Here is a 13947-nt window from a genome sequence, read left to right on the forward strand (position 1 = left end):
TATGCATGACTGTAAAGGAAGTTCATATAAAAACGCGTGTCGGACAAGTAACGGGTATAGTGGATCAAGATGTTCAAAAATTTTTAGGAATACGCTATGCGCATGCCCGTCGATTTGCACAACCCGAACCGTATTCATATCAAAATGATAGTATTCAAGCGACAGCGCATGCCCCAATTGCCTGGCAGTCACAGTCTTTTTTTGAGCGCTTTTATTTAGGAACTGATTATGATACGAAAACGCAAACTGAATTTCCACAATATTTATCTATTACACGTCCGAAACCAACGAATAAGGAATTACTTCCCGTAATGGTGTGGATTCATGGAGGTTCCTTTGTGAATGGTAGTGGTGAAAATCCTGAATATGATCCAACACCATTAGTCAAACAAGAGCAAGTCATCGTTGTTAATTTAAGCTATCGTTTAGGTGTGTTAGGTTTCATGTATAATTCCAATGGTGAACTTGCCAACTTAGGTTTATTAGATCAAATTGAGGGTTTAAAATGGGTGAAAGCCTATATCGAGGATTTTGGTGGTGATCCAAATAATATTACAATTTTTGGTCAATCTGCTGGAGGAGAATCGGTTAGAGCGTTATTGGTAGCTAAAGGGACCGAGCAATTGTTCCAAAGAGCAATTATTCAAAGTGCGCCAATTGGACTCATGAAAGGGCGTCATCAAATGACATCCAAAATGTTGGAAATTTTAAAATCAGTCTCATTTGATGCTGATTTAAAAGAGTTTAAAACAATGCAAACGTTTTTGACAGAACATAATCCAGGCAAAGGATTTATGAAACTGATGCCTTTTGGACCACATTATGGCATATATCCGCTACCCCATGAATCTGAACTTTCCAGGATTATTGAACAACGTGCGAAATATGTAGATCTACTTATAGGTCATGCCTATAGAGAGGTTAACGTATTTATATATGTTAATGCGTTTCAACGCAAACTGAGTGAGCTGCCTGTATTAAAGTGGATATTTGCAGCAATTGTAAATATTTTGACACGGTTGATTTATGCGCGACCGTCTTACGCTTTTTATCGGGATTTTTTAAATCATCAAGGGCGTGCCTTTTATTATCGTTTTAATTGGTTAAAAAATGAGCACTTTTTTGCAGCTGGCCATTGCTCAGAGCTCGGATTATTGTTCGATCCTAAACCTTATTTGAGATCGCCACTTTTTGCATTATTACCACAAGAAAGAATAGACAATGCTGGAAAAATTATGAAGAAAGTGTGGGGAGATTTTGCACGTCATGGCAAAATCGAAATCACCCAACCTAAAGAGGTCATCACTATCATTAAGTAAAATGGATTATGAGAATGGTGTGAAGCGTGAGTGCTACACTATCTCTCATGAATCCGGTATACTATAAATAAGCCTAGGTGTAAGAGGGTGTGTTACGATGTATACCATTAATATTTTTGAGGATTCTAAAATACGAAAACGACTCTTACTCACACAATGTATCGTCGCATTAGTATTTATTGTCTTGAGTTATAAGTGGTCGATGGCATTAACGGGATTAGAGGAAAAAAATATCATTGCGAATCTTACTGTAGGTTTTGTTGGGTTAGTTATGGTCGTCATCATTCAAGAATTGATTCGTTATGTGTTATTACGATTGTTGTATACAAAAGCGACGCCTAAATACAAGTTCGATTATTGTTATGTACTTAGTTATTTGCCCGATGTCAAAATGAATCGCAAAACATTTAGCACGGTAATGTTACTACCAAGTATGTTGATGAGTATGATGTTACTTCTAATTTTTATAAATGTACCGAATACGTATATTATATTTATCTTTTCATTTTATATGGGGTATACTTTTTTATCCGTTTATCTTGTCATACTTGTATTTAGTAATAAGCAAGCACAGTCCGTCGAACTTACTGAAGAAGGGTTATCTATTTGTTGTGATGAGTCGAGTCATATGAATTAATATTTGGAAGTATTGAGAACTATGAGGTATGGTAGGTAAAATTGACTTAAGGCTAGGACATGTGTCCCGGCCTTTCTTTATATAAATGGTTATCAATATTTTTTGGAACGAACCTATAATAATGGATCGTTTCAAATTTTGAGTAGGACGTATCGTAATTATTGGGTTAAATGTGGAGGTGTGTATATTGGGAGAAAGAAGAATTATTCATATTGATATGGACTTTTTCTTTGCTCAAGTTGAAGTACGAGAGCAACCTAATCTTAAAGGTAAGCCAGTGATTGTCGGTGGCAAAGCGAGTGGGAGAGGTGTCGTGGCCACTGCATCATACGAGGCGCGAAAATTTGGTGTTCATTCTGCGATGCCAATGGCTCGTGCACATCAACTTTGTCCAGACGGTTATTACATCACACCTCGTTTTGAATTGTACAAAAACGTATCTAATGCGATAATGACAATATTTAAAAGCTATACAGATGACGTTGAACCCCTTTCATTAGATGAAGCTTATTTAGATATTACAGACCTCGTGAGACCTGACTTGTCAGCTTCTCAAATTGCGCAATTTATTCGGCGAGATATATATGAAAAGACGGGTTTAACTGCAAGTGCGGGTGTCTCTTATAACAAATTTTTAGCTAAGTTGGCAAGTGGTATGAACAAACCCAATGGCCTTACTGTCATAACTTATGACAATGTTCATGACATCCTTATGACTTTAGATATTGGAGCTTTTCCAGGAGTCGGAAGTGCCTCTAAAGAAAAAATGCATGCAAATGGGATTTTTACGGGTGCGGATTTATATCAAAAAAGTGAACGAGAGTTAATCTATCTATTTGGAAAAAAAGGACAACACTTATATCAACGGGCGAGAGGTATAGATCATCGGGTAGTAAAGTCAGAACGAATTCGAAAAAGTGTTGGTGCCGAGCGCACGTTTTCTATAGATACGAATGATGATGAACAAATTTTAAGAAAGGTAGAAGAATTAAGCCGTATCATCGAGCGGCGTCTAAATCAGCTTAATCAAGCCGGGAAAACGGTAACCGTGAAAATTAAAACAAATGACTATAAAAATGCTTCGAAACAAAGAAGTTTATCAGCACCACTTAATGATGCTGAAACAATTTACAACATTGCATATGATTTATATTATGAGTTAAAAGCACCCGAGATACCTATTCGTTTAATTGGTGTGACTGTCGGTGGTTTGGAAAATGCTTTTTATCGAAATATGACAATATATGATTTTCTATAATAAATCCTTATCCTTTAAATTTTTCCCATATATACGCAATACATTATCTAAACTTGGATAATGTTGAAGTAAACGGTACGTAATCATCGCACAAGCTTTTGCATCATTCAGGGCGTCATGATGACCGTGAAAATCTAATTGATAATATTGCATCATATGTTTTAATCCATTGCGTTCTGAAGGTACTGTCTTTTTTGAGAGTTGACATGAGCAAAAGTAAGTTAAGTCTGGTGTTTCAAAATGGTGTGCTTTTAAACATGCATGTAAAACTGACATGTCAAAAGCAGCATTATGCGCAACAAGCGGCATTTGATCAATAAATTGAAGCATATATGGAAAAACATATTTGAAATTTGGAGCGCTTAAAACGTCTTCAGGTTGAATGCCATGAACGTCTATATTTTTAGGTGAAAAGTAATCATTTGGATTTACAAGCGTATAAAATGTTTCTGTTAGTTCATGGTCTATAACTTTAACCATACCTACGGCGCACACACTTGTTCGTTTATAATTTGCAGTTTCAAAGTCTAATGCTACAAAACTATTTTGAGCCAATTTTAACGCCTCACTTTAAGTGTGAAATAAGACATATCTTATCATAACAGTAAAAAAAGCGCCATCGAATGATATCGAGGCGCAATTTATGAAGATGTTATTCTCCTTCATTAAATGAACGGCTTGCAAGTTCTTTTTCGTATAGGTATAACGTATTGCAGTCATCACCAATACGTTTTAAGTAGTCAATATGTCTTTCGAACATGGATTCTTCTTCAACTTGCTCGTCTAAAAACCAATTTAAGAAAGAAATCGTCGCATAGTCTTTTTTGTCATTGGCAATTTCAGATAGTTTATAAAAACGATGCGTTACATTTTGTTCTTGTTTTAATCCATCTTCAAACGTTTCTAAAATAGAATTAAATTCGACTTTAGGTGCGTCTAGGGATGAAAAAACGGCTTGTTCACCACGGTCGTTTATATAATCATAAATTTTCTTACCATGGAAACGTTCTTCTTTCGCTTGTTGAATAAAGAAATTCGCAAAACCCTCGTAGGCATTATGATCACAATATGCGGCCATAGCCATATATGCATGAGCGGCAAAATATTCATGATTCATCTGGTCATTTAAAGCTTCTAATAATTGTTTATCTAACATATTATCCCTCCAAAGATGTCATCCTTCAAGTCCATTGTACCCAATGGCATTAAATATGCAAAGAATAAGATCTGGATTAAGCTTTTGATTTTGAATTAATGGTGAGCATGGTATAATATGCTAAGTGAAAATTGAAGGAGAATTGGTATGAGACAATGGACTGCGATTCATATGGCAAAATTAGCACGAAAAGCGAGTCGTGCTATTGGTAAAAAAGGGACTGACTTACCAGGTCAAGTTGCCCGAAAAATAGACCAAAATATTTTACGGAAATTAGCTGAGAATGTAGATGAAGTTGTTTTTGTAAGTGGCACCAATGGGAAAACGACGACATCGAACTTGATTGGACACACTTTGAAAGCGAATGATATTCCAATCATTCATAACACTGAAGGTGCCAATATGGCAGCGGGCATTACGTCTGCGTTTATCGTTCAATCTAAAGCCAATACTAAAATGGCAATTATTGAAATTGATGAAGGTTCAATTCCACGAGTACTTAAAGAAATGACGCCTACGAAAATGGTATTCACAAATTTTTTCCGTGATCAAATGGACCGTTTCGGTGAAATTGATATCATGGTGAATAATATTATTTCAGCCATTGAAAATAAAGGGATAGCTTTAATTTTAAATACAGATGATCCTTTCGTAAGTCGTTTGAAAAAAGCAAGTGATGACGTGATTTATTATGGTATGGCAAAAGATGCCTATCCATTTGAACAATCAACGATGAATGAAAGTCGTTATTGTCCAAACTGCGGTAAAATGTTGAATTATCATTACATTCATTATAATCAACTTGGTCATTATACATGCCAATGCGGTTTTAATAGAGTGGCTCCGAAATATGAAATTATACATTTTGAAATTAACCCATTCCTAACTTTGCATTTTGCTAATGAGACATTTAAGATGAAGATTGCTGGTGATTTTAATGCGTATAATGCGCTTGGTGCATATGCCGTTTTAAAAGAACTCGGTTTAAATGATGCTTCAATCCGTAAAGGGTTTGAGTCCTACACTTCAGATAATGGACGAATGCAATATTTTGAACAAGGTTCAAAAAAAGCCCTTATTAATTTAGCTAAAAATCCAGCTGGTATGAATGCTTCCATTTCAATGGGAGAAAAACTTCAAGAACGTAAAGTATACGTGATGAGTCTAAATGATTTTGCAGCAGATGGTCGCGATACATCATGGATTTATGATGCCGATTTTGAAAAATTAGCCAGTCAAGATATCGAAGCGATTATCGTAACTGGGTCAAGAGCTGAAGAGTTACAACTTCGACTTAAATTGGCAGAAATTCAAGTCCCTATTATTTTAGAAAAAGATATTTATAAAGCAACTGCGCGTTCGATGGATTTCGAGGGCTTTACTGTAGCTATACCTAATTATACGTCTCTTACACCGATGTTGGACCAACTTGTGCGTTCATTTAAGGAGGCGAAATAGATGTATGAATTAACAATTTTTCATTTTATGCCGGACAAACTAAACTTATATAGTGATATTGGAAATATTATGGCATTGAAATACAGAGCAAAACAACGCAACATTAAGGTGAATGTTATAGATATTAATGAAACGGATGGCATAGATCTTTCGAAGGCAGATATTTTCTTTATTGGCGGTGGCAGTGACCGTGAACAATCATTAGCGACGAAAGAATTAGCTAAAATAAAAACACAGTTAAAAGAGGCGATTGAAGATGGGCTGCCAGGGTTAACTATATGTGGTGGTTACCAATTTTTAGGCAAAAAATATATTACACCAGATGGCGAAGTTTTAGAAGGATTAAATATCCTCGATTTTTACACGGAGTCTCAAACTGAACGTTTAACCGGTGATGTCGTTATTGAAAGTGAAACATTCGGGACAATCGTTGGTTTCGAAAATCATGGCGGACGTACATATCATCATTTTGATACGTTAGGTCATGTCACATATGGTTACGGCAATAATGCGACGGACAAAAAAGAAGGGATTCATTATAAAAATCTGTTAGGAACGTATTTACATGGTCCTGTCTTACCTAAAAACCATGAAATGACAGATTATTTATTAGAAGTGGCAGCGAAACGAAAAGGCATACCTTTCGAACCGAAACATATCGATAATACGGCTGAAGAGCAAGCCAAACAAGTATTGATTGATCGTGCACGTAAAAATAATCAGTCATCATAATGCCAAGTTGTAGCTTCTTAGTATTGATGAAACTTCATTTACATCCAAGAGAGATGTTAATATATTTATTGAAATGATACAGAGAATTAAAAAATAACCCGCAATGTTCACTTAAAGTGATTTTTGCGGGTTATTTAAATGTAATTTTTTGAAACGTAAGAGTAAAATGCGATATATTAATAAAATTTCATAAATTGTGTGACTTTTAACTTGATTTATATCAAACTCGTTCAAGCCTTTTACAGAATTTTTCAGTGTGGTCGCGGCTTTTCGTTCGGGTTCGAATGTTCCTTTCACATTAATTTGACTTATTTTATTTGTGATTGCAATGATAGCTTTCTTTTCATCATCATTAAATAAAATAAGGTCGTCTTCTGGAAGATAAATGATATTTGAAAGATGTGTAATTAAAAGTCGATTTTCATGAGCACGGTTAGTTAGCTTTCTAATTCTGAGCCATTCCTCCGAACGATTTTTGGCTTTATGATATTTTAATTCATCACGTTGAAAGCCTAATAATTCTTCAACACGTGCATTGTTAATATGTAATTTTTCTACAGCTTTATCACTTTTGTCTGAATGATATTGTCCTATAAGTAGTTCTTTCATCCGCTGTGTAAATAACGCATAGATTTGAGATTCAGTTTGATCAATTAATGCATCAATTTGTGTGTAATACTTTGGTGGTAATACGATGAAATTTACCAATCCTGCTGTACCTAATCCAATAAAAGCAGTAATGAGACGAGAAACGAAGTTAAACACATAGTCTTCATGAATGGCAGGAATCATTGCAAGCGCTGTTAAAGTTGCTACTGTAATCCCAACGTGTAAATTAAATTGAATACAAAAAAGTATGGTTAATGTTGCTGTCATTCCATAGGCTAATGCAGAGTCATCTCCAAAGATATACGTACACACAACAGCAATAAAAGCACCCATAACTGTTGCAGGAAGACGTTTATATCCTTTTGTTATAGAAGCTTTTACAGTCGGCTCGATGGTAACAACAGCTGATAAAATTGCAAATATAGGATTGAGATTAAGCCATAAACAAAATAAAGCAGTTAAAAATGTAGCAAGGCCTGTTTTAATTGTTCTAGCGCCAATGACGCTTTTAATGCGTGTCTCGGTCATCTGATATGCTCCTGTAAATATGCTAAATTTAGTATAACAAATTTTTCACAAAGCGAAACGAGAAATTTTGGTCAATTTTATAAAATAGTGTTGTTGCATTTTACGGGACTAAGTACGTTTAAAACGTGTGATCGGGCATTTATATGAATTTGATACAAAATAACAGAAACACGCATTACATTTCAACACGGTTTTATTAACACTTAAATTATTCAAGATAAGAGCATGGCAAATTTGAAAAATAATGATATAGTAAAGTAAAATAAGAAAATAAAAAAGGAACGGGATTTTAAATGATTGTTAAAACAGATGAAGAACTTCAGGCTTTAAAAGAAATTGGTGCCATATGTGCCAAAATTAGAGATACAATGGTTAAGGCTACAGTGCCTGGGGTAACAACGAAAGAATTAGATAACATTGCTAAAGAAATGTTTGAAGCTGAAGGCGCACTTTCCGCACCTATTCACGATGAAAATTTTCCGGGTCAAACATGTATTAGTGTAAACGAAGAAGTGGCGCATGGCATACCTGGTAAACGTGTCATAAAAGAAGGCGACTTAGTCAATATTGATGTCTCTGCCTTAAAGAATGGCTATTATGCTGATACAGGTATTTCATTTGTAGTGGGGACATCGAATGAACCTATGAAACAAAAAGTTTGTGACGCAGCTCAAGAAGCTTTTGATGCTGCAATGACTAAAATTAAGCCAGGTTCAAAACTGAGCCAAATTGGTAAAGCAGTGCATGCCACAGCACGTAAAAATAATTTAAAAGTCATTAAAAATTTAACTGGTCACGGGGTCGGTTTATCTTTACATGAAGCACCTGCACACATTATGAATTATTATGAACCTCAAGATAAGACATTATTGAAAGAGGGTATGGTGTTAGCGGTCGAGCCGTTTATTTCTTCAAATGCCTCATATGTTACAGAAGGTAAAAATGAATGGGCATTTGAAACAAAAGATAAAAGTTACGTTGCACAAGTTGAACATACTGTGATTGTTACGAAAGATGGTCCATTATTAACAACACGATCAGAGATAGAATAAACTTCGGACTTTAGTCTTAAGAAAAGATGGTTCCATAGCCTATTATAAAGGTTGTGGAACCATTTTATAATAGAGTCGTTAAATGAGGTGATTCTATTATGAAACAACTTAAATTATATTTTGAACGCGTTTTAAAATCGATATACATGAATCAAATTGGGATATGCTTAACGTCTTTGAATACAAAAATACACGATATTGATGCGATGATACGTTATTTACAACAAAAGAAAACACAATTAAAGTTGTTAATTGACAGACAGACCATCGCATTAGAAAATAAATATATCGATTTATTAGATGAACAACATATGCAATGTCCTGAAAAAATACACGATAAAGACATTACAATGATGAAACAAGATTTGAATGAAATTGAATATGAGTATGCGCATTTAGAACGTTTTTTAAATCATCTCAACAATGAGCGCAAGTGTACACAACAGGAGTGTGATTTATTATTAACTTTAAGATTGGCATACTAGAAAGGTGGAAATATGACACAGAAATATATTTCGACTGAGCTTTTAATCATTTTTACAGCATTAATGATTATAGCCAATTTTTACTATATATTTTTTGAGAAAATTGGTTTCCTTTTCGTCTTATTATTAGGAAGTATATTAATGTATGTAGGATATATTTATTTTCATAAAGTTCGGGGTCTATTATGTTTTTGGATTGGCGCACTAATGGTGTTATTTACATTGTTATCTAATAAATATACGTTAGTGATTTTATTTATTTTTATGATAATTGTTGCGATACGATACATTATTTATAAACGTAAACCTTTAAAAGTGATGTCAACAGAAGCAATCGAAACGTCACCAGCTTTTATTAAACAAAAGTGGTTTGGCGAACAAAAAACACCTGTTTATGTTTATAAATGGGAAGATGTCCAAATCCAACATGGTATAGGTGACATATATATAGATATGACGAAAGCGGCTAATTTAAAATCACAAAATACCATTGTTGTACGCCATATCGTAGGGAAAGTACAAGTTGTTGTGCCACTAAATTATAACGTTAAACTTAACGTTTCGGCTTTTTATGGGAATGTACATTTCGAAAATCAACGACTTAGACTTGAAAATAACAATATTAAATTAGAATCAGAATCAGCCGAAAAATCTGATCGCTATACTGTCAATGTATTCGTCTCAACCTTTATAGGAGATGTTGAGGTGATAGCACGATGAATCAATATGTACGATCGATAGGTTCAATGCTAATACTTGTGTATAGTTTATTTACAGCTTTCTTTTTTATCGACAATGTTTTCACAAATATCATTTTTTTCCAAGGCATGTTTTATACGCAAATATTTGGGATTCCAGTATTTTTGTTTTTAAATCTTATTACTATATTTTTATGTATTATCGTAGGAAGTGTGCTTGCATATAAAAACAATCAACAAAGCGATTGGTTGAAGGCGCAAATTGAGCGTGCCATTGAAGGTGAAACGGTAGGTGTCAATGATCAACAAATCGAAATTTATCTAGAAACGTTAGAACTTTATGAAGCATTAGTGCCACTTAATCAAGAATTACATCGCATGCGCATTAAAACACAAAATTTAACGAATGAGTCTTACAATATGAATGACTCAAAAGTACAAAAAATTATTGAGGATGAACGACATCGCCTTGCTAGAGAATTACATGATAGCGTGTCACAACAATTATTTGCGGCAAGCATGATGCTTTCAGCAATTAAAGAAACACCTTTAGATCCACCTTTGAACCAGCAAATACCGACACTTGAAAAAATGGTCCAGGATTCACAACTTGAAATGCGCGCACTCTTGTTACATTTACGACCTATAGGATTGAAGGACAAGTCATTAGGAGAAGGCATTCAAACTTTAGTTAGTGATCTTCAGCGTAAGGTACCTTTAAAAGTCGTGCAAGATATTGGTGAGTTTGATGTTCCAAAAGGTATGGAAGATCATTTGTTTAGAATTACCCAAGAAGCCATTTCTAATACATTACGTCATTCTAAAGGGACTGAAGTGACCGTAGAATTATTACAACGTGAAGATTACATACTGTTACGTATTCAAGATGATGGTATTGGCTTTAATGTTGATGAAAAAATGGAACAAAGCTATGGCTTGAAAAATATGCGTGAGCGCGCAATGGAAATAGGCGCTACATTTCATATCGTATCTTTACCTGACTCAGGAACGAGAATTGAAGTGAAAGCACCATTAGACAAGGAGGGGCACAATGACAATTAAAGTATTATTTGTGGATGATCATGAAATGGTAAGAATTGGAATATCAAGTTATCTTTCAACTCAACCAGATATTGAAGTAGTTGGTGAAGGAGCATCGGGTAAAGAAGCGATTACGAAGGCGCATGAACTTCAACCGGATTTGATTTTAATGGACTTAGTGATGACAGATATGGATGGTGTAGAAGCGACGACTCAAATTAAAAAAGATTTACCACGTATTAAAGTCGTGATGCTTACAAGCTATATTGAAGATAAAGAAGTTTACCGTGCGTTAGATGCAGGGGTGGACAGTTATATATTAAAAACAACAAGTGCAAGCGATATAGCCGAAGCAATTCGTAAAACACATAAAGGTGAATCTGTTTTTGAAGCTGAAGTGCTAGTGAAAATGCGAAATCGTATGAGACAAAGAGCAGAACTTTATGAATTATTAACGGAACGTGAAATGGAAATATTGTTACTGATTTCCAAAGGTTACTCAAATCAGGAAATTGCGAGTGCCTCTCATATTACGATAAAGACGGTAAAAACGCATGTCAGTAACATTTTAAGTAAGCTTGAAGTACAAGACCGTACACAAGCAGTTATTTATGCCTTTCAACATGGCTTAATTGAATAAAAAGAAGCGGTGATTAACCCGACATGCGTCGTTATCACCGCTTCTTTTTATATTTACTACTTTTTAGTCACAATGTGCATACCCATTATGAACAAGCTCTAATTCACCTGTGTGAGGATCAATAACTAGACCGTGCACAGGCACTTTAAGGTCAAATAATGGATGACCATAAATCATTTGAATATTTTGGCGCACATTTTCATAGACATCATCAAAGCCTTTTAAAAAGTGCGAGACATCGATACCAGAGTGACCTAAGATATCAAAAACTTGTTGATTCACACCACGGGATTTCATCGTATCGATAACATGATCAACGTTTAAATTACCCATGCCGCAATCTTTATGGCCCATAATAATGATTTCTTCAGCACCTAATGCATATATCCCTACGATTAAGCTTCGCATTGTAGACCCGTATGGGTGAGATATCGTAGCTCCTGCATTTTTAACGACTTTTAAGTCTCCGTTATTGAATCCTAGTGCTTTAGTCGATAAATCTTGAAGTCTCGTATCCATACATGTAAGTAAAACAGCTTTTTTTGATGGTTGCTTACTTGTTTTATAGGCTTCATATTCTTTATTATCAACAAAAGATTTATTAAATTCTAAAATATTATCTAGCAAAGTCATACATATAATCCTCCATCATCAGGTAAACTTCAACTTATTTTTTTGTTTTAATGTGATGAGAACGTCCTTCATTCGTACGTTCTACAGCCTTTGGTGAATCGTATTGGCTATGATTTTGATAATCCACTTGGTGATTAGGATTTTGAGTATTAGGATGTGCTTCAGACTCATCCCCCATATTGTTATATGCATCTGCTAAATCTTCTTCTCCACGTGCATCCATTTCATCATATGTGATTTCTTCAGGTGTTTTGCCTTTTGCAACTTTTCGGTGATGGAAAATAGCGTTGACTTCAGCACCTAATATCAATATAAAGCCAGTGATGTATAGCCATAACATTAAAACAATGACACCACCGATACTACCATAAGTTTTAGAATAATTCCCAAAATTTGAGACATAGAAACCAAATGCAAGTGTACCTAAAATCCAAATTACTGTAGCAAATAGCGCACCTGGTAATACGGATTTCATTTTAATTTTAACATTTGGTGCCATTGTATAAAGTAAAGTAAAAACAATGAAAATTGCAATAACAGGTAGTACAGTACGTATAATGCTAAATACCCATTTCACAGCCTCATCAAGACCTAATGGCCCGAATAATAGATTGCCTATTTGTTGTCCAAATGTAAATAAAACTAATGTTAAAGGCATTGTTATACCAATCAGTAATGTGAAGAAAATGGCCATCGCCTTTGATATAAAGAAGTTACGACTATCTTCAACATCATAAGCTACATTAAATGAATTCATTAAAGCGGTCATACCATTAGATGCTGTCCACAACGCAAGAATTAAACCGAATGATAAGATTCCGCCATTCGCATTACTCATCACATCAGTTAATATATTTGTAATAATGGACGATGCTTGCGCTGGTGCATTTGATTCAATTTGACTAATGATCGATTTTTGATCGATATTAAACAATGGTATCAATGACAAAATAAAGATGAGCATTGGGAATAATGATAACATAAAGTAATATGCTAATTGTGCTGCTAGACCAGATGCATCATCTTTACCGATACGATAAAGTAAATAGGTGAAAAAGTTTGGACGATCGGTATATTTTGCTGGTTTATTAATACGAGATACAAAAAAGGTTTGATTATCTTTTTTTGCTTCTTTAGATTGGAAAGGTTGTGGTTTTACGAAGTTATGCTCTTCATGAATATCACCTTTTGCATCACCTTGGCGGTCAGGATTGGGACCGTGCTCTTTTTGATTAGCGTCATCATTATGGAATTTGTTTTTTGCTTTATTTACAATCCCAGATGAATGTTGTTTATTATCTGACATATTGTGACTCCCCTATAAATTAGTATAAAAAAAGCAATCTCAATGGGGGAGTGCAAAATAATTCAAGCCTTCCCACGAAATTGCTTAGATTGTTTTATCATAAATACTGATCTCAGCGTTTATCTATTGTTTTTACGTTTTTGAAATGTTTCTTTTGCATCACGTAAAGAACGTTCTAATTCTGGATTGTTACGACGAATTTCTTCGATTGTGTTTTTCCAGTATTTGAACTCATCTGTAAGTTGAGAAACTTTAGAACCTTGACCAGTGGATTGACCAGATTTAATGTTTTGAACTTGTGACTTTACAGATGCACGCGTATTTTTGTCGATAAGTGCAACCGCACCTCCAACAATTGCTCCAATTAAAACGCCAGGAATTAATTTGTTTTGCAT

General features: G+C 34.7%; 16 protein-coding genes. 10 read left to right on the forward strand and 6 right to left on the reverse strand.

Annotated features, from left to right (window positions below; translation table 11 throughout):
• Nucleotides 1-5 precede the first annotated feature (5 nt).
• From SHYC_RS04245 to dinB, 3 genes are all read left to right on the forward strand, one after another.
• Entirely contained in the window at nt 6-1319 is a 1314-nt protein-coding gene (locus tag SHYC_RS04245) for a carboxylesterase family protein (RefSeq protein WP_052257805.1), read from the forward strand.
• Nucleotides 1320-1416: 97 nt separating this feature from the next.
• Entirely contained in the window at nt 1417-1956 is a 540-nt protein-coding gene (locus tag SHYC_RS04250; protein ID WP_039644780.1) for a metalloprotease family protein, read from the forward strand.
• 187 nt (nt 1957-2143) lie between these two features.
• Entirely contained in the window at nt 2144-3214 is a 1071-nt protein-coding gene (gene dinB, locus SHYC_RS04255) for a DNA polymerase IV (RefSeq protein ID WP_039644781.1), read from the forward strand.
• Here dinB and SHYC_RS04260 read toward each other — a convergent pair.
• Both SHYC_RS04260 and SHYC_RS04265 read right to left on the reverse strand, forming a co-directional pair.
• Nucleotides 3209-3769 carry a 3'-5' exonuclease gene (locus SHYC_RS04260; RefSeq protein ID WP_039644782.1) on the reverse strand — a complete coding sequence of 187 codons (561 nt, stop codon included), beginning with the start codon at nt 3767-3769 and terminating at the stop codon, nt 3209-3211. The two genes, dinB and SHYC_RS04260, sit on opposite strands and share 6 nt — an antisense overlap.
• A gap of 97 nt (nt 3770-3866) precedes the next feature.
• Complete coding sequence (locus SHYC_RS04265; RefSeq protein ID WP_039644783.1) at nt 3867-4370, reverse strand: ferritin; 504 nt, start codon at nt 4368-4370, stop codon at nt 3867-3869.
• A 147-nt stretch (nt 4371-4517) separates the two neighbouring features.
• Between SHYC_RS04265 and murT the strand changes: the two genes are divergently transcribed.
• Nucleotides 4518-5828, forward strand: a complete 1311-nt coding sequence (murT, locus tag SHYC_RS04270) for a lipid II isoglutaminyl synthase subunit MurT (RefSeq protein ID WP_039644784.1) — start codon at nt 4518-4520, stop codon at nt 5826-5828.
• Entirely contained in the window at nt 5829-6560 is a 732-nt protein-coding gene (gene gatD, locus SHYC_RS04275) for a lipid II isoglutaminyl synthase subunit GatD (protein WP_039644786.1), read from the forward strand. It abuts the gene before it with no gap.
• A gap of 111 nt (nt 6561-6671) precedes the next feature.
• On the opposite strand, the gene SHYC_RS04280 is transcribed toward gatD, so the two are convergent.
• On the reverse strand, nt 6672-7697 hold the full coding sequence (locus SHYC_RS04280) for an FUSC family protein (protein WP_039644788.1): 1026 nt from the start codon (nt 7695-7697) through the stop codon (nt 6672-6674).
• A 293-nt stretch (nt 7698-7990) separates the two neighbouring features.
• Here SHYC_RS04280 and map point away from each other — a divergent pair, with 293 nt between their 5' ends.
• From map to vraR, 5 genes are all read left to right on the forward strand, one after another.
• Complete coding sequence (map, locus tag SHYC_RS04285; RefSeq protein WP_039644790.1) at nt 7991-8749, forward strand: type I methionyl aminopeptidase; 759 nt, start codon at nt 7991-7993, stop codon at nt 8747-8749.
• Nucleotides 8750-8847: 98 nt separating this feature from the next.
• A complete protein-coding gene (locus SHYC_RS04290) occupies nt 8848-9234 on the forward strand; it encodes a hypothetical protein (protein WP_052257806.1) in 387 nt (128 codons plus the stop codon).
• A 12-nt stretch (nt 9235-9246) separates the two neighbouring features.
• Nucleotides 9247-9954, forward strand: coding sequence for a cell wall-active antibiotics response protein VraT (gene vraT / locus SHYC_RS04295; protein ID WP_039644793.1), 708 nt, complete (start codon nt 9247-9249; stop codon nt 9952-9954).
• Complete coding sequence (locus SHYC_RS04300; protein WP_039644794.1) at nt 9951-10994, forward strand: sensor histidine kinase; 1044 nt, start codon at nt 9951-9953, stop codon at nt 10992-10994. Before vraT ends, SHYC_RS04300 begins: the two co-directional genes overlap by 4 nt.
• Nucleotides 10984-11613, forward strand: a complete 630-nt coding sequence (gene vraR, locus SHYC_RS04305) for a response regulator transcription factor VraR (protein ID WP_039644795.1) — start codon at nt 10984-10986, stop codon at nt 11611-11613. The genes SHYC_RS04300 and vraR overlap by 11 nt, the downstream gene beginning before the upstream one ends.
• Nucleotides 11614-11676: 63 nt before the next feature.
• On the opposite strand, the gene SHYC_RS04310 is transcribed toward vraR, so the two are convergent.
• The 3 genes from SHYC_RS04310 to SHYC_RS04320 form a co-directional block, all read right to left on the reverse strand.
• Nucleotides 11677-12246, reverse strand: coding sequence for a beta-class carbonic anhydrase (locus SHYC_RS04310; RefSeq protein WP_039644796.1), 570 nt, complete (start codon nt 12244-12246; stop codon nt 11677-11679).
• 34 nt (nt 12247-12280) lie between these two features.
• On the reverse strand, nt 12281-13552 hold the full coding sequence (locus tag SHYC_RS04315; protein WP_039644798.1) for a YihY/virulence factor BrkB family protein: 1272 nt from the start codon (nt 13550-13552) through the stop codon (nt 12281-12283).
• A gap of 119 nt (nt 13553-13671) precedes the next feature.
• Nucleotides 13672-13947, reverse strand: coding sequence for a hypothetical protein (locus tag SHYC_RS04320; RefSeq protein WP_039644801.1), 276 nt, complete (start codon nt 13945-13947; stop codon nt 13672-13674).

The sequence above is a fragment of the Staphylococcus hyicus genome (genome assembly GCF_000816085.1).
Taxonomy (GTDB): Bacteria; Bacillota; Bacilli; order Staphylococcales; family Staphylococcaceae; genus Staphylococcus; species Staphylococcus hyicus.